At 31.4% G+C, this 16,610-nt stretch carries 19 protein-coding genes, 1 tRNA gene and 2 pseudogenes; 6 read left to right on the plus strand and 16 right to left on the minus strand.

The window, feature by feature from the left end:
- Nucleotides 1-44: 44 nt before the first annotated feature.
- Nucleotides 45-1,034, plus strand: coding sequence for an Rpn family recombination-promoting nuclease/putative transposase (locus AAHM80_RS07060; RefSeq protein WP_342259731.1), 990 nt, complete (start codon nucleotides 45-47; stop codon nucleotides 1,032-1,034).
- 216 nt (nucleotides 1,035-1,250) lie between these two features.
- Here the strand turns inward: AAHM80_RS07060 and AAHM80_RS07065 are convergent, their stop codons facing one another.
- The 4 genes from AAHM80_RS07065 to AAHM80_RS08600 all read right to left on the minus strand — a co-directional run bounded on the left by AAHM80_RS07065 (nucleotide 1,251) and on the right by AAHM80_RS08600 (nucleotide 3,806).
- Complete coding sequence (locus AAHM80_RS07065; protein ID WP_342259732.1) at nucleotides 1,251-2,573, minus strand: IS5 family transposase; 1,323 nt, start codon at nucleotides 2,571-2,573, stop codon at nucleotides 1,251-1,253.
- A 175-nt stretch (nucleotides 2,574-2,748) separates the two neighbouring features.
- On the minus strand, nucleotides 2,749-3,132 hold the full coding sequence (locus tag AAHM80_RS07070; protein WP_410521493.1) for a hypothetical protein: 384 nt from the start codon (nucleotides 3,130-3,132) through the stop codon (nucleotides 2,749-2,751).
- Nucleotides 3,133-3,171: 39 nt separating this feature from the next.
- Complete coding sequence (locus AAHM80_RS07075) at nucleotides 3,172-3,630, minus strand: hypothetical protein (protein ID WP_342259733.1); 459 nt, start codon at nucleotides 3,628-3,630, stop codon at nucleotides 3,172-3,174.
- Between the two features lie 5 nt (nucleotides 3,631-3,635).
- Nucleotides 3,636-3,806, minus strand: coding sequence for a hypothetical protein (locus tag AAHM80_RS08600; RefSeq protein ID WP_410521494.1), 171 nt, complete (start codon nucleotides 3,804-3,806; stop codon nucleotides 3,636-3,638).
- Nucleotides 3,807-4,308: 502 nt separating this feature from the next.
- Here AAHM80_RS08600 and AAHM80_RS07080 point away from each other — a divergent pair.
- A tRNA-Arg gene (locus tag AAHM80_RS07080) sits at nucleotides 4,309-4,385 on the plus strand.
- On the opposite strand, the gene AAHM80_RS07085 is transcribed toward AAHM80_RS07080, so the two are convergent.
- Nucleotides 4,356-5,321 (minus strand): recombinase family protein, encoded by a 966-nt coding sequence (locus AAHM80_RS07085; protein ID WP_342260464.1) that lies wholly within the window; start codon nucleotides 5,319-5,321, stop codon nucleotides 4,356-4,358. The two genes, AAHM80_RS07080 and AAHM80_RS07085, sit on opposite strands and share 30 nt — an antisense overlap.
- The gene (locus tag AAHM80_RS07090) at nucleotides 5,273-5,905 is read right to left on the minus strand and encodes a recombinase family protein (RefSeq protein WP_342259734.1); all 633 of its coding nucleotides are present in this window, start codon (nucleotides 5,903-5,905) and stop codon (nucleotides 5,273-5,275) included. Before AAHM80_RS07090 ends, AAHM80_RS07085 begins: the two co-directional genes overlap by 49 nt.
- Before the next feature lie 540 nt (nucleotides 5,906-6,445).
- On the opposite strand from AAHM80_RS07090, the gene AAHM80_RS07095 reads away from it, so the two are divergent.
- Entirely contained in the window at nucleotides 6,446-6,595 is a 150-nt protein-coding gene (locus AAHM80_RS07095) for a hypothetical protein (RefSeq protein WP_342259735.1), read from the plus strand.
- Between the two features lie 104 nt (nucleotides 6,596-6,699).
- On the opposite strand, the gene AAHM80_RS07100 is transcribed toward AAHM80_RS07095, so the two are convergent.
- The 5 genes and pseudogenes from AAHM80_RS07100 to AAHM80_RS07120 form a co-directional block, all read right to left on the minus strand.
- The gene (locus tag AAHM80_RS07100) at nucleotides 6,700-6,897 is read right to left on the minus strand and encodes a hypothetical protein (RefSeq protein ID WP_342259736.1); all 198 of its coding nucleotides are present in this window, start codon (nucleotides 6,895-6,897) and stop codon (nucleotides 6,700-6,702) included.
- Nucleotides 6,891-7,406 (minus strand): annotated as a pseudogene (locus tag AAHM80_RS07105) (IS630 family transposase); the annotation flags it as partial. The pseudogene AAHM80_RS07105 and the gene AAHM80_RS07100, both read right to left, overlap by 7 nt.
- A 38-nt stretch (nucleotides 7,407-7,444) precedes the next feature.
- Nucleotides 7,445-7,945, minus strand: coding sequence for a helix-turn-helix domain-containing protein (locus AAHM80_RS07110; RefSeq protein WP_342259737.1), 501 nt, complete (start codon nucleotides 7,943-7,945; stop codon nucleotides 7,445-7,447).
- Between the two features lie 55 nt (nucleotides 7,946-8,000).
- Nucleotides 8,001-8,567: pseudogene (gene tilS / locus AAHM80_RS07115) on the minus strand (tRNA lysidine(34) synthetase TilS); the annotation flags it as partial.
- On the minus strand, nucleotides 8,567-8,974 hold the full coding sequence (locus AAHM80_RS07120) for a hypothetical protein (protein WP_341748367.1): 408 nt from the start codon (nucleotides 8,972-8,974) through the stop codon (nucleotides 8,567-8,569). The gene AAHM80_RS07120 and the pseudogene tilS, both read right to left, overlap by 1 nt.
- A 263-nt stretch (nucleotides 8,975-9,237) precedes the next feature.
- Here AAHM80_RS07120 and AAHM80_RS07125 point away from each other — a divergent pair, with 263 nt between their 5' ends.
- Nucleotides 9,238-9,780, plus strand: coding sequence for a hypothetical protein (locus tag AAHM80_RS07125; RefSeq protein WP_342259738.1), 543 nt, complete (start codon nucleotides 9,238-9,240; stop codon nucleotides 9,778-9,780).
- 235 nt (nucleotides 9,781-10,015) lie between these two features.
- Here AAHM80_RS07125 and AAHM80_RS07130 read toward each other — a convergent pair whose 3' ends face one another.
- A complete protein-coding gene (locus tag AAHM80_RS07130; protein ID WP_342259457.1) occupies nucleotides 10,016-10,957 on the minus strand; it encodes an IS110 family transposase in 942 nt (313 codons plus the stop codon).
- A gap of 556 nt (nucleotides 10,958-11,513) precedes the next feature.
- On the opposite strand from AAHM80_RS07130, the gene AAHM80_RS07135 reads away from it, so the two are divergent.
- Nucleotides 11,514-13,034 carry an Npt1/Npt2 family nucleotide transporter gene (locus AAHM80_RS07135; protein WP_342260465.1) on the plus strand — a complete coding sequence of 507 codons (1,521 nt, stop codon included), beginning with the start codon at nucleotides 11,514-11,516 and terminating at the stop codon, nucleotides 13,032-13,034.
- Nucleotides 13,035-13,279: 245 nt separating this feature from the next.
- Here AAHM80_RS07135 and cyaY read toward each other — a convergent pair whose 3' ends face one another.
- Together cyaY and mltG are read right to left on the minus strand one after the other, a co-directional pair.
- Nucleotides 13,280-13,591: an iron donor protein CyaY gene (gene cyaY, locus AAHM80_RS07140; protein ID WP_342259739.1), complete on the minus strand. Its 312-nt coding sequence runs from the start codon at nucleotides 13,589-13,591 to the stop codon at nucleotides 13,280-13,282.
- A 2-nt stretch (nucleotides 13,592-13,593) separates the two neighbouring features.
- Nucleotides 13,594-14,562, minus strand: coding sequence for an endolytic transglycosylase MltG (gene mltG / locus AAHM80_RS07145; protein ID WP_410521256.1), 969 nt, complete (start codon nucleotides 14,560-14,562; stop codon nucleotides 13,594-13,596).
- A 254-nt stretch (nucleotides 14,563-14,816) separates the two neighbouring features.
- On the opposite strand from mltG, the gene AAHM80_RS07150 reads away from it, so the two are divergent.
- Nucleotides 14,817-15,533 (plus strand): hemerythrin domain-containing protein, encoded by a 717-nt coding sequence (locus AAHM80_RS07150; protein WP_342259740.1) that lies wholly within the window; start codon nucleotides 14,817-14,819, stop codon nucleotides 15,531-15,533.
- Nucleotides 15,534-15,833: 300 nt separating this feature from the next.
- Here AAHM80_RS07150 and AAHM80_RS07155 read toward each other — a convergent pair whose 3' ends face one another.
- Nucleotides 15,834-16,196 carry a TfoX/Sxy family protein gene (locus tag AAHM80_RS07155; protein ID WP_342259741.1) on the minus strand — a complete coding sequence of 121 codons (363 nt, stop codon included), beginning with the start codon at nucleotides 16,194-16,196 and terminating at the stop codon, nucleotides 15,834-15,836.
- On the minus strand, nucleotides 16,174-16,503 hold the full coding sequence (locus tag AAHM80_RS07160) for a DUF2672 domain-containing protein (RefSeq protein WP_342259742.1): 330 nt from the start codon (nucleotides 16,501-16,503) through the stop codon (nucleotides 16,174-16,176). Before AAHM80_RS07160 ends, AAHM80_RS07155 begins: the two co-directional genes overlap by 23 nt.
- Between the last annotated feature and the right edge of the window lie 107 nt (nucleotides 16,504-16,610).

The raw sequence follows: 16,610 nt of genomic DNA on the forward strand, positions 1-16,610 counted from the left end.
TTATTGCAATTGGTATAAGAGTTATTAAATAAGAACAAAAAAATATGTCAAACCAACTAAAACATGATGCATTGTTTAAAAAGATAATGGTCAATCAAATAGCAGCCCAAGAATTTTTGGAGCATTATTTACCAGAAGAGGTTAAGGAAATAGTTGATTTAAGCAAAATAACAATAGAGAAGGAATCATTTGTTGAGGACGACCTAAAAAGAGCTCTTAGTGATTTAGTTTATTCTGTTAAGACTAAAGATAATGAACAAGCCTTTGTGTATGTGTTGATTGAGGCGGAGGTAAGACCAAACTATTGGATGGCACTCAAATTATGGAAATATATGTTGCTATTAGCTGAAAGACATAAAAAAGGTAGAAATAAATTACCGTTGATAATACCAATGGTGTTTTATCATGGTACTAGAAGGTTTAATGTGCCAAAGAACTTGTTTGAGTTATTTAGCGATCCCAAACTGGCAAAGCAATTGATGTGTGAGGATTATAAGCTAATAGATTTACAAGCAATGTCTGATGATGAGATAAAGCAGAAGCAACATTTTGGTATGTTAGAATATATGCTTAAATATATAAAGCAGCGAGATATATTGAAGTTGTGGGATGAACTTTTAACAAATTTTAAACCATATATTAGTATAGATAAGTCAACAGGCTATATTTACATAAGATCATTTTTATGGTATAGTGACGCTAAGATAGAAGAAGGTAAGCAACAAGAGCTAGAAGGGCTAATAGCTAGTCATTTAACTGCAACAGAAGAGGAGAATATTATGAGAACTATCGCTGAGAAATATATTGATGAGGGTGTAGAAAAAGGTATAGTTCAAGGCATCCAGGTCGGTAAAGCTGAAGGCATCCAGGTCGGTAAAGCTGAAGGTATCGAGATCGGTGAAGCTAAAGGTAAAGCTGAAGAAAGAGTTGAAATAGCAAAAAAAATGTTAGTTCAAGGTTCTGATTTTGCTTTTATTTCTGCTGTAACTGGTCTTGACAAATCTTTTATTCAATCTCTTGCTCAGAAAAAATAATTTATTTTTAGTAATATTTTGAGATAAGCTGAGCAAAATTTTTATGATACTAATAGATTAAAAAATAAATCAAAATTAGCCATTTAGAGAGGGTTTATAGTCCGTCCGCCAAAAATATTTAAAACCCCCATAATCTATGATTGAATAAAATTTTTACATGAGCTTATTATTAACGATTTTTTTAATCGTTCAGCAAGTTTTTTAATGATAATTTTTTTATGTAGAGTTAGGCATGATGTGTAAATGATTGGCAATACATCGTAAATTCAAACCTATAGCAGAGATTATTGGATTGATCACATCTCCTATCACACCCTTCAAGAAGTTTCTGCCCATCCTGCCATATTGTTTCAAATGCCCTATTATTGGTTCTATAGCACTGCGTCTCCTGATCATACACTTGTCTTCTTTCAATAACTTCTTCCGAGTTTTTGGGATATATACCTTACTCTTCTCTTTAACATTGCTGCCAGTATAACCAAGATCAACAAACGATTTTTTTATCTTTATTCCAGTTACATTTTCTACTGCTTCAAAACTCTGCTGCAATGTATGACCATCATAAGGATTATTATGAAACGATTTTGCTGACAGTACAAAATTTCTACGACCACTGACTACTACCGCAACTTTATTGCCAAACTCATATGGCTTGTTTCGTTTTCCCTTCCCTATGCACTCTACCTCAGGGGCATGAAAACTATACAATATTTTATTCTGTTCTTTGTATTGCTTTTTCTCTTCTCTTTTTAAAACAGATTGGCTATGTATTTGTTTTATTTTTTTCAATACTTCTTGATCTGTGATAGATAAGTTTAATTTCTGATTTTTTATCTCACGCTCACATATTCTAACCAAACGACCAAGTAACGTTTTTAAATGCTTCATTATTTTCCAACGCTTCTTGGCTTTGCTATGCTCTTTATACTTCCAGAGCTTTATTATATCTCGCTTATAGGTTCTAGCGTAGGTTTCGTTTAAACTTATACCCAAACTTTGGCAAAGCTTCACAATACTAAGCCTAGCTTTATCCATTAAATAAACATCATGTGGGTGCTTGATATTCTTAATTTGTACCGTTGTATCAGCGATTATCAATTCCAAATCTTTTTTTTTAATCGTGTTAGTTCTTATTCCAACCCTTATCAACTCTGCTAATATCTCGTTATATCCAGATTCACCTAATAAATTACGAAATCTTCTTATGCTAGTTTCCGACATCGCTATATCTGTTTCTATATATTCCCACCCACAGAAATATTGCCAATACATGTTTTCTTTTAGTTCTTCCTCTGATAATGAATCTGAAAAATTATACATTGCTTGTAGCATCGTTACACCAAGCATCACTCTATGACATTTTCTATTTCTACCAAATCTCTTAATAGAAACATTTTTTGATAACCATTCTTCTAGACCAGACCAATTTATTAATTCTCTTAATTTATATAGCTTGTTATTTGAGTTTAATTCTTCTTTTAATTTATAACCAAAAAGTTTTCCTTGTTTTTGTGATTTGATAATATTTTCTATTGGCATATTGACTGAAATCCATAAGGTTTATTAGCATATTTTAACATTTTCTTATGGATTTCTTTATTATTTTCTGCCATTAAAACCTATTATCTATAAGACTTATAGAGTTTTGCCGGACAGACTAAATAATATTTTAATTAGGCTGTTGTAGGTTCAGGGCAGTTTAAAAAACCTAACCTTAAGTTGAGAATAATTTAAATAACCTATGTCTATAATTGTTAAAATTTTCTCTAATTTCAGTAATTTTATTTGAAAATATAGCTATTATAGCAAGAGTTATTGTCCTCAATAATGACATTATTAACGGAGCTTCTCCAGTACTAATAGTTGACTTATCTTCTTCAAAAACCTTATCTTTTATCCAGTTTAAATTATTTTCGCATGACCAATGACTTCTGTTAAATTTTAACAATTCTTCTGGACTAAACTTTTTCTCTAAGCTAGTAATCATTAATACATTCTCTGTTTCACAGCTATTAGCCTTGTTCTTCTTTTCTCTTTTTTGGGTAATTTTGCATATTTGCTTGATATGACGAAACCCATTTAAATATTCAAATGGCATATCAATTATCTCAATTTTTCTTTTTTCTATTCTCCCATGCTATAAATCTATATTCTCTGCAAAACTCTTAATTTCTTGACCTTCTACCTGTATTTTATCAAATGTTTGTGTACTATGGTAATGTAAATTAGCTTCATTAGCTTTAAGAGTAAGCTCAAATTCTCCACCTTGTTCAACAATTTTTTCACATATAGCTTCATGAGTAAAAGATGCATCTGATGTTACAATTTTTCCTTGCATGTCGTAGTTTGATAAAAATTCAAACATTGATTTATATTCATCTTTATTTTCTATTTCTCTAAAACCAGTAAGAGCCTTGAGCTGACTACTAAACGATGTTAAAATTTGTACTTGTTCTCCAGTACCGTAAGTATTACTACCTCTTAACGTTTTTCTATCAATATGAATTAGATCATAATTTCCCTTACTTTGGCATATATACTTGATACATTCTGATATCACCTCTTTTATACTATCAGGACAAAATTTACGAATCATTAATGTTAAATACTATAGCACGGCACTTGTTGCCTATGAAAACCTAGCATTTTCAATTCTTCTTTGCTAAAATTTTTTGCAAACCTCGATATCGATTTTAAGTTATTCTTATTGCTTAACAACCCTGCTACTATTAGTTTAACTACACTCACAGTATCGTACCTTCGTTCCCGCACTTTTCTAAAATCTTTGACTTTTTCTAAATATGTAATTATGCTTATAAATAGCTCCGTTATTTTAAGTTATAAATCTATTAACGGAGTATTTTATACAAACTTTTACATTTTACAACTATTCATTACAACTCTTTCTTACTATCTTTATCCCTTTCTAGATACCTTATCTCCTAGCTTGCAGTATCTTTTAGTTCTTTTATTCCTGTTCTAAACATTCGCACCTTTTTTCTACTCACAGTTGTGATTTTTAAACTGCTCTGTTCTAGGTTTGGAAACTTATGATCTTGACATAATAGGAGTTTAGGGATATAGTATACTCTTTCTAAAAATTTTTAATTTTAAGATGTTTTATAAAAATGAACACACTATGCTATCTAGGATTCAAGTATACTCGAATGGTCTTACGAATTGAAAATGAATTAGGAACGCACTCAGCGTACTTTGGTACGTGAATCCAATAATATCTCAAAAAGCAATTCTTTAAAACAGAAGAGTATATATAGCACCCGTAGCTCAATTGGATAGAGTATATGACTACGGATCATAAGGTTAGGGGTTCGACTCCTCTCGGGTGCGCCATTCTCCGATTTCAGTGCATTTTACGAATGCGTCAAACGGTGGACGTAGCATAAAGTCTAGCTTTCCGTCTTTTAATTCTAGGTTCGCAAATACTAAATTCATCAATTTACGTTTTCCTTCCGTAGTCGAACCTTTAAAGGTTTCTAACGCTCCGGAAGCCAGTTCTACTAGGTTAACCAAGCATTCTGAAAATTTATCATCAGCATAATTATGGTTTTCTATTTCTCTCACGATATCTTCACGTTTTTGTATTAATCTCTGACGTTTTTCTTCATGATATTCCTTGCTAATATCACCATCTAAAAATAAATCAGTTAACCTATCCATACGAGTTTTGATCTTAGTATGCTCAGTATGTAGCTCTCCTATACGCATTTTATGAAAACCTTGCTCTATTTTTGCTGAGCTTTTAATATAACTAATTACTTCAGAATGTAATTCAGGCTCTAAATGGAGTGTTGTTAATACTTTTTCTACTTTTTGTAGTATTATTTTTTCTTTCACGTATACCCTCCTATCAGGTTTATTTGAGTCCCAAGTTCTTAAATATATCCATTCTTCAGTTTGACCATTAACATAGGTCTTCTTTTTGGTTTCAGCAGTAACAACTCGACCAGTGACAGTACATTTTATCAATCCTCTAAATATATATTCTTTTTCTCCATATTTAAACGGTTTTTTATTCCAGTTAACACGTACCCTTTGGCAAGTATCAAATAGTTCTTTACTAATTAGAGGAGGATATATATGTTGGTATTCTTTTTTAGTTTTTAGGACTCGCATTACTCCGTAATAAAATGGATTTGTAATAATAGAATAAAGATGAGAGTGGCATAAATAATCTTGATTACCTCTAGAATTACGTAACCCCCATTCTTTGGTTTTCTTTAGTATCTCAGGTAGAGTATGACTGCCTGTAGCATATGTTTCAAATATTTTTTTAAAGGACCACGATTAGGATCAATGATTATTTTTCCTTTGTTATGTCCTGTACCGTGTCCTTTGATATGCAAGTAACCAATAGGTGCAGTACTGATCCATTCCCCTAAACGTAATTTTTGGTCTATACTACGGTTGACATTATCTCTAAGACTATCAACAAATGCTTGAGCCATTAATACAAAAATATTCCACATCATCTTTTCTTGTGACGTAGAGTATTTATGTATTATACAATTTTCTGTGTAAAAATGTAGTTCGATTTTTGCTCTTTCAATTAGATCATTTAGTAGAGGTGTTTCTTTATAGCTACGTTGTAACCGATCTACCTTATCTGCTACTACTGCTATAACTTCTTTTTGTTTTTTAGCAAAATCTATAGCTTCCTGAAACTTTTTACGATTACCTACTGTTGATGATTCAGAGAATTCAAAGGTTTTTAGAATTTCTAAACCTTTACGCATACAATATTCTTGTAATCGGTATTTTTGTGCTTCAATAGAGTAGCCATCTTCTTGTTCTTTTGATGAAACACGAGCTAGAAGAATAGCTTTAGTAGCTTTTTGTACTGTTTCTGTCATATTTCCCCTTAACAATAATAAATTTTGTTTAATTAAAAACGTTATGCATTTAAAGATAGATTAAGCCACCACATAAGTTCAGTTGATTTTGCATTAAATTATCCTAAGTATTAGAACCAAGAGTAAAAAATATTTCTTTTTCAGTATTAACTCCTTCAGCTTTGCTGTACTAGTCTGACATAATGTTCTTAAAATAGAATGAACTACGGTCTAGAAAATCCAACTCATTTTTTTTACAGCACAACTTTTCTAATAGATTCTCAGAATTTTTAGACTCTTACGAGTGCAATATTCTTGCATATGGTATTTTTGTGCTAATAGAGTAGCCTTTTTTTCGTTCTTTTGATAAGACACAAGCTAAAAAAATAGTCTTAGTTACCTTATTGGACATATTATTCATCTATATTTAAATTTGATTTTTTACTACCAAATGTATGGTATCTCTTACAATAAGTAGCAGCAACGTATAAAAAATAATCATTTTTTATATCTATCTTTTGCAAAAGTACTTTTTCATAAAACCTTGTGTAAGTAGTAACGGTGATTAGGTTAGCAGATGACAAAGTACCAAGTACAGACCAAAATAACGTATTAATTGGTGTATATAGCAAGTCCTCGTCAATTAGAATGATGACAGATTTATCACTACAAGTCATTACTCGGCGAATTAATTTGCCAAGAGTACAATAATCATAAGGTCCTTTAGATTCGATATATATTCTCCTTCTAGGGATAGCTTTTTTCTAATGATATTTCGTTGATATTTGTCAGATTTATTATACCAATTGCAATAATTAACACGGTGTATTTATCCAGTCTCTATACATAATTGATTTTACTAAATCTACATTATGAGCAAATTGATTCCAAGCGTAACAAGCCATAGTGACGATATCTTCATATACACCATAACATTGGTTAGACAAGAAATGATTTTTGATCCATTCCCAAACTTGTTCCATTGCATTAATACCAATTGCAATAATTAACACGGTGTATTTATCCAGTCTCTATACATAATTGATTTTACTAAATCTACATTATGAGCAAATTGATTCCAAGCGTAACAAGCCATAGTGACGATATCTTCATATACACCATAACATTGGTTAGACAAGAAATGATTTTTGATCCATTCCCAAACTTGTTCCATTGCATTAAGTTCCGGTGCATAGGGCGGAAGCGGTATCAAAGTGATATTGCTTGGCACAGTTAGTTTTTTGGCTGTGTGCCAACCTGCATTATCCGTTAGTAAAGCTATATGTCGGTTGCCTTGAATACTGCGAGAAAGGTCTTCTAAGAATTTATTCATTGCCTGTGTATTTGCATATGGTAAAATTAATGCAAAAGCTTCTCCTGTATCATGGCAAGCAGCTCCATAAATATATGTTGAAATGAATTGCTGTTGCCGAACTTTACGGGGTCTAGTGCCACGCTTAGCCCATATACGAGTTAAGCTACCTTGTTGCCCAACTCGAGTTTCATCCTGAGACCATATATCAACTTTACATCTATCGATATTTTTTGGTAATAATTCTGTTAGCATGTCTGGGAAGTTTTTTTATATGTATTTTGAGTCTCTTGATTTGACTTTGGATGCATTGAACGAGAAGTAATCCAGCTAAAACCAAGGCGGTGCATAGTATTGTAGACTGTTTTTAAAGTACATTTAGCACCATATTCCTCAAGTAACATGATATGTAGCTCCTTTCCAGTTATATACCCACCAGTTTTACTTTCACTGAGCGTATTGATTTTATCAAAAAGAGTAGACTCTTGTATAGTGTTAATCTTCCTAGGGGCACCGCTTCTTTGTGATTCAAATAATCCTTCAAAACCATGATTCCTAAATCTTCTGAGCCATGATTGCACAGTTTTCCAGTGTGACTTCACTATTTCAGATATGGCTTTAAAAGATTTGCCTAATTGAAGGTAATACATCGCCAATAAACATATACGATTTCGACCATGCGGCTCATGTTTCATCATTTTTATAAAATCATGACCATGAAAACCTTGCGGTAATATTAACCTAGCCATTTGAGTACCTTTATCAGTTAAAAACCCATTTTACACCACTGCGTTAATTATTGCAATTGGTATTAGATTCATCTTCAAACCATTTTACATTATTGGTAACTAAATATGCAATTAACTGTTGTTTTGGAATGTTAAACAATGGTCTCACTATTTTAACATTATTATACCAATTAATATTGCTGCTACTAAGTCCAAATATACTACTTTTTTTTTCTGATCTTAGACAATAATTCTCTATATAATCATCCAAGTGATGTGCTGTTAAAATTGTCAATATATCTAATTTGCTACATAAATCAGTCATTAATTTATAACGACCTTCTCTAGCCCTTGCTTGTAAATTAGAAAAATTATTTTGGTGATCGAAATGAAGCTGGTGATATCTATGTCCCAATTTATGGCTTAAGTCTCGTACATACTCATGCTCCAACTTAGCCTGCTCTCGTAAATGATGATTAACTAACATCACTACTAGCTTAATACTATTAGTGCTAGCCCATTTATGTGTTAACATTAAAAGGGCTATGGAATCAGAACCACCTGAAATAGCCAATGCGATAGACCTCAGGTGAGGTCTATCAACTAGCTTTTCAATATTCTGCTGAAATTGTTCATAAAGCATTATTTAGGCAAATCTTTTTTGTCAGATTTTTTCTCAATAGAGCTAGTATCCTCTTGGTTTTTAGCTGAATTTTTGCTTAAGGATAGTATTCTTTTTTTATAGTCTCGTTCTTTGGCAAGATAGTTTTGAGCTTCTTGTGAGATTTTTTTATATAATTCACGTTTTTGACCATTAATTTTAGCCACTTCTATTCTATATTTTGTTATTTCTTCTCTTAGTTCTGCTGAAATTCCCGCAGCATAAGACTTGAAATCACTCTCAATTTTTTGTAATTCATCATTAGTGCCACTACTACTAATATTAGTTTTATTGGCATTTGATTTTGCAGCTGTTGTACTTGCTAAGCTATTTGAACTTAGTAATAGTAATCCTATTATAGTAGTAATTAATCTATTTTTTTTTATCATCATATGCTCCTAAAATGTTTTTATATATTTTTTGCTAAACGTGAAATCTAGCAAAATTTAATATACACTATAATAATCCTATTTAGTCAATCATAAAGATACTGAAATAATCTTTTTAACACCAAATAATATAGTAATTTTTAATATGCTATTATATTTAGAATATTAGCTATTAAATATAATAATTTTACTTGATATTAATTGATACTTTATCTAAAGTAGTTGAACGCAACAAATTTGTTAATGTACAAGGAGGAAAAAATATGGGACGTAACAAACATAATCAGGGAGACTGGGCTAATCATTACCGGGAACATAATTTTTTAAAACAAGATAAACCTCTTTCTAAAGAAGTAGAGCCTCTTAAGTTATATACAGCTAAAGATATGCTGTTATTGACAACTCTTTCTATGATTCGTCCTAACTCGATAGATGATAAAGATAATCTGTCAGCACATTATATTGCAAAACGTACAATAAGTGAGGGTTACACAAATGCTGGTTATACATTAGAAAATACTACTACTACTCCTAAACATACTACTCCTGAAAAATCAACTTCTCACAATCAGGATAGTGAAACAATAATGTTAAGCATAGGTGGTGCAGCTACTGGTTGTGTTATTATTGTCGGGATTGCTGCATGCAAAGCATATAAAAGTTTTGGCAGTAAGAACAAAAACGTTGATCACCCAATAGTTTTTCCAATAGAAGTATGTGAAAGTTCTGATAGTAAGAACGAAAATATTGATTGCTCAGTAGATACTAACTTGTCAATAATAACAATACCACTAGAAGAGATTTAAGATATATCTTTAGCAGGTAATACAACAACGCAGGTAGAACAGTAATAAAAATAAAGACCTCTTGCATAATTCTACTTCTGCTGGTAATTTGTGCGTCGGTACGGTAGTCGAATCCTCACGTACGTTTGAAGTACGTTACGGTTCTGCGTTCCGGTCCTCCTACAAATTCCCTAGCAGAAGCGAATTCTGCAAGAGCAATTATCTTTTATCTAAATTTTATAAAAATAGATAAATATTATTTAATAACAAAAACACGTTTTTGTTGAATAAGTTTATGGCACACTTCAAGTAACTTACGCATACAAGCAACTATCGCAACTTTCTTAGGTTTAAAATTATTAACAAGCCTATCATATAAAATTTTTAAATATTGGAAACCATTCTTACCAGCTAATACTGCCATGTATAAAGCATCTCTAGGTATTTTCCTGCCTCCTCGAATAAATCTTCGTCCTTGCTTATTACCACTATCACGAGCATATGGAGCTATACCAACAATTGATGACAATTCATTGCTACTATAATTTTTATCCCCTAATTCAGGTACAAAACTAATTAGTTTTGTAGCTAAACATTTACCAATACCAGGTACAGTCTCTAATATTTTTACCTTCTCTTTTAACTCTTCTGACTCATCTATTGTTTTGTTTAACTTTTTATCAAGCTCAGCTATTTCATTCTGTAAAAATTTAATGAGCTTTTCTATACTCTCTTTATCAATACCATCAATGCTATGATGTAGTCTTTTCTTTTCATTGCTAAGCATTAATACTAAATCTTCTCGTCTTTGTTGACATCTCTTCAAAGTCTCTGATTCAACTTGATATATATAATTCGCTGAAAGCTGCATCTTATCCGCATAATATGCTAATTTAAATGCATCCTTCCTATCAGTTTTACACAAATTCACCGATTTACTAAAAGAATTAAAACTATATGTATTGACCTTATGTATTTGTTGGTTATTATTATCCAGCTTTTGACAAATCTCAGCTTCGTATCCTCCAGTAGGTTCACATATTATTAGCTTAATCTCTTGCTCTTTTGCTAATTTAATCATCTCTTCATGACCAGCTGCATCATTGGCAAAACGATGATATTTAGGTTTATCTCTTGTATTATATACACATATATCAAGCCAGTTTTTACTTACGTCTAGACCTATTATTTTATTCATGATATAATCTCCTTCTTCTTATTGTGCAAGGCTGCTCTTTTTAAGACCACCTTCTGCAATTTGTTCAAGGTAAACTACCAAAAAGAGGGTACTTATTCTCTTAGCGACTATTTTAGTCAAGGTCTATTCAAGTCACCCTCTTTAATTACTTATAACACATTCTTAAGATATAAGATCTAATATTAGTATCAATTCTTCGCTGCTTTCAAAAATTATTTTTTGAAAGTAGCATGGATGAGCCGTAGTCACGTATAGCTAACTCTAGAAGGTTTTAGGCAAAAACGATCATTCCTAGCTAAAAGCGGGAATCCAAAAAATAACCTGCAAAGGCTATTAGATATTATGGATTCCCGCTTTTAGTATAAGAATGATATCAGGAGCGGTTAAACTTATGTTTATATCAACTATTGATTATAATTTTTAATTACCCTGCTCAAATTCGTGCTTATTCTTCTTGACACTAAAGACAATAAGCTTTAATATGTAGCCCTAGCCAATAAATAAGTAGGTTAGGCCTTATATGGCAGTCATTTCTAGAATTTTTTCGTATCTCTCTATAACTCGCAACACATCCCCCACCTCAAAACTAACAAATAGATTGTCAGAATACGTGTTTCCTATCGAAAGGCGTGAATTATCTAAGTTTCTAAGTGTAACATTGTTGATGTTTTGTATTTTATTTATACAAAATATTATCAGAGCCTTAAAAGATAGTCTTATTAATACTATGATTGGTACTGAAACTGTATCATTTCTTAAATTTTGGGGGGTTCTACCTTCGGCATTCCTGCTGTCAATAATCTATGTGAAATTAGTAAATAACATAAAAGGGGAGTATATATTTTACCTTATATTGTCAGTTTTTCTACTATTTTTTGCCTTATTTGCCTTTTATATTTTTCCTAATCATCTAGCATTACATTTGAGTAATGAGCATGCCGGCATTTTAATAAAGTCTTATCCCAATTTGAAATGGTTTATATTACTTTTATCTAATTGGAGTTTCTCCCTGTTTTATATTATAGCGGAATTATGGCCGAGCGTGATATTTGCGTTACTTTTTTGGCAATTTGTTAATAATATAACCTTGGTGGAACAATCGAAAAGATTCTATCCTTTATTTGGACTTTTTGCTCAAACAGGACTTTATATATCAGGAAAGTTTCTAGAAAATTTAGCTTATTTAAATCAATCTTTAATTAAAAGGTTTGACCTACAACATACAGAGACTGAACTTTCAGTACAAATTATATTAGGCTGTGTATTGGTATTAGGTGTAGTAGCATTAGCAACTTTTTGGGTACTAAACCATAAAATATTAGATAAAGTTCAGGTAGAAAAACTACAATTTTCTGTCAAGAGACAATCCATGACTATTATAGAAAGTTTTAAAATGGTTATTTCTTCAAGATATATTAGATTAATTGCTACACTACTCGTTTGTTATGGTATAGCTATAAATTTAGTCGAAGGACCTTGGAAAGCGTCAGCTTCAAAGATTTATAAAACACCGACGGAATTTGCTGCTTTTGTTGGCAGTTATCTAAGTATTACTGGTATATTTACCATTTTATTTGTTATTCTCGGCTCTAATATTGTAAGAAGGTTGGGCTGGTTTACAGCAGCAAGTATAACGCCAATAATGGTCTTTATAACTGGCATGCTATTTTTCTCAGTATCTAACTTTGATGGGTTTTCTGCCATAATCGTGGTTAGCTTTATGCTAACCGATCCTTCTTTGATTGCTATTACCATGGGGCTAGTCAATAATGTTCTAAGTAAATCAAGTAAATATACTTTATTTGATTCTACAAAAGAAATGTCATATGTTCCTCTAGATACCGAACTTAAGACAAAAGGTAAAGCAGCTGCCGACGTAATTGGTACTAAGCTTGGAAAGTCAGCAAGTGCCCTTCTCCAGTCTTTAATATTTATTATTTTGCCTTGTGCAACTTATCAATCTATTTCTATATACTTAATGATAATATTTGGTATAATTTGTATTATATGGATGTGGGTGATTAGAGAATTGAATAAAGAGTACAATAATATAACATCATACGCGAATTTGGGATAAGAATTGATAAATTCTTATCCCAAATTCGGTGAAATTATCGAAACAATCAGATTTGAAACGGCTCTACATCTGATTTTAAAATCATGTTTTTAGCTTCAGAAAGGTTTAAAATGCATTCGCAAAACCTTTTTAAGAATGCATTTTTCCTTCTATTAAAGCCAATTCGGAATAAGAATTAACTAATTCTTACCCCGAATAGAGGTATTATGAATCTTAAACATTATTCCTTAAATCTAAGATAACAACTAATAGCTACAATTTAGCATATTAATTTTTAACTCCTGCTCTAAAATAACAACTAGATCATCAGAGGATTTTGATTTCCATTTACCAGCAACATAATAAAAATGGTAAGGACCACTAATCGGTGAAGATAACCAAATTTCTTTAGCAGCTGAGTGTTTGTTAATAACAAATACTCCTTGGTTAGTAGTTAGGGTTAGAATATCACCTTGAAAATCAATATCGATAAGACAATTCTTATCTTCTGCCTCAATCGTATCGGCAATTAAAGATATTGTTTTTTCAGCCAATTTGTCAAATTCAGTATTGTCCATACTTAATGCTCCTTTAAACTTTTGCGATACATCTCAACGTACTTATTGTGATCGTTAAGGTTATTAGAAAAATTATGCCCTCCCATAATGTTAACGACAAAATATAATGAATCAATTTTAGCAGGATTTACTACAGCTTCTAAAGATTTTACTCCAGGACAAGAAATAGCTCCAGGTGGTAAATTAAAGACATAATATGTATTATAGGGTGATTGGATAGCTAAGTCTTTTTTAGTTAATCGCCTTGCTAGTTTATCTTTCCCAAGTGTTATAGCATAAATCGTCGTTGGATCTGCTTGCAATTTCATATGTTTGGTAAGGCGATTTAGAAATACAGCAGCAATCAAAGGTTTTTCTGCGTCTAAGCTAGCTTCCTTCTCCACAATGGACGCTAAAATTAAGACGTCAAGACGGGTTTTTAATGGGGAATTGGGTGATAATCTTTCCATGACTTTGTCAAGATGCAGGGACATTAATTTTCGCATTTTATCAATGATCTGCTCTTTTTGATCACCATATGAAAAAAAATAAGTAGATGGCATTAAAAATCCTTCAGGAATTGTTCCTAGAATCTCACCAATTAAGCGTTCTTCATTATTAATCTTTTGTATTATTTCATATACAAGCATACCCTCAGGTATAATCATTTTATGAATAATCGATTTGCCACTGGACAATATTTTTAAAGTTTGCATTGGAGAAATATTTTGAGTAAAAGTATATTCCCCACTTTTTATAGGATGTTTTAATGAATATATTTTTGTAAGAAATGCAAATAAATAAGGATATTTTATGATTTTGTTATCATTTAATATCGTAGTAATTTGATCAATCGACAACTTAGGCTTAATTATTAGAGTTTTACTTTCTGCAAGTAAACCAGGTGTAAATAAGTAAAATATACAAAAATTGATTCCGCTGATCAGCAAAATCAATGTAATAGTTACAAAAACAAATTTTATTTTTAGTATTTTCTTAAACAAGCTATACCTAATTAGAATTAGATGATTTCAGAAGATTATAACATAACCTCAACCATCGATGTAATAAATTAATAATAGGCGGAACAGTAATATAGGTAGTGATAACATTTAAATAATATGTTATCATGCAGATAATTAACATTCATAAAAATTATTAATATGCAAATACAGAAATGCTATCGCGTTATTTTTCAAACCTATGATCAATCTAATCCTCTAATTTAGTTAAGGAATATAATCAAATGCTAAGATATGATTTGTATAGAAGTGTACATAAGTTCATTCGTAAGAAGCTGTACCAGTTCGGAGAGGAGCTAGGTAAAACAGATTTTCGAAAAATAGCAGCTGTAATTGGTATTAAAGATTCTTTTAATAATATTGCAGTTGATCTAAAAATGCATGCACAAAAAGAAGAAAAATATTTTACCCCATTGTTTAATGAAAAAGGATCAACCGTGCATAAGCATGTTGAACAAGAACATTTCAACCAGCAAGATGAGCTGATGGAGTTTCAAGGGATTTTTGAAAATGCGATAAAAATAGTGGATGATGAAGAACGGGTTATACAGGGCTGCCATATCTGCTCCTTATATGATAAGTTTTTGTCTAACAATCTTCTACATTTTTATCAAGAAGAAACCATATTAATGCCTGAATTATGGCATCTTTATTCTGATACAGAGCTGCAGCAGGTTACCGTAGATAGTTATAGAGGTCTGCCTAAACATGTTTTATTAGATAGCTCGAGCTTCTTCCCGGTTTTGAATTTTCTTGAAAAGCGTACTTATTTACAAGATCTTAAAGAAGCTTGCTCACCTGAAATGTTTCTTGAAATTTGGAAGCGTACATTAGTCTCAGAAGGCTGTTTCACTAATGATGAAAAATCTGCTTTCGCCATGGAGTTTGATTTGCCCTTAAAAGACACTACTGCAGACAGTACAGAACTTGTGAAACCATAATATATTTAGTGATTTCAACATATTTACGCTGCATTTAATACAGCAGTTTGCCGCTTACACGAATTTGGGATAAGAATTTATCAATTCTTATCCCGAATTGGGGTCACTTGTTATACCATTCTCCCTTACTATGTAAAACAGTCCTGATCTACAACAACGGATTAAGACCATCTCTAGAGCAACGCATATGTTGGTGACCTTTGCACAACGATTAATTAAACTTTCTACCGTAGACTCAGCTAAATTACTAGTAAATACAATATCAGATTTTTGGTGTCCTTCATAATTCACAATTCTACCTCAATGATTTAAAGCATGAGGTATTTTCTTGGAATTAATAGATACATTAAATGCCATAGAGACCCATTTTCCAAGTTCTTCCTGTTGATCTAAAATCTCAGGTAATACTTTCCAATATGATATAGTTACTAGCTTATTTTTGCTATTATAGGTAAATGGCTGTGAGCCAAAAGATTTAAAATATTTAGCAGTGAAGCTATCTGCTTTAAAATATAGCTCACTTTCTGCAATAATCCCTATTATCACTCTATCCTTATATATGCCATAACCACCAAACATCGCACGAGTAGTTATTTGACCAAAAGGGGCTAATATATCTTTTATATATTCAATAAATTCATTATTTCTTACAATCTTGTACATACTTTGTACTTTTTATTTTTATAAGCTCATCATACTTTGCTTTAAGCTCATCTAGAGAATAATTACCATCATAATAGCCTTGGATATTAATGATTCTTTCTAAATAAAAATTCAACTGCTCAGCATTACTCTCTAGAATATCATTATCAATTTTTAGGTCTTTCGTAATATAGACCAATGCTTGATTTTTGATAGCTGAGCAGTATAATTTAAATTCTTGGATTTTTTTTATAATGATTGGAATATCTTCTGGCTTCATTACTATCAGTGCTACTAACATAACCACTAATATTTCTCCTAGAGACATAATATACCTCTAATATCAGAAAAATGCATTCTTGAAGCGGCTGGTACGAATGCATTTTAATTTATTATCGCTAATAATCTTATTTTTATACCAATAAAAATAAGATT

It is taken from the genome of Candidatus Tisiphia endosymbiont of Metellina segmentata (assembly GCF_964030715.1).
Taxonomy (GTDB): domain Bacteria; phylum Pseudomonadota; class Alphaproteobacteria; order Rickettsiales; family Rickettsiaceae; genus Tisiphia.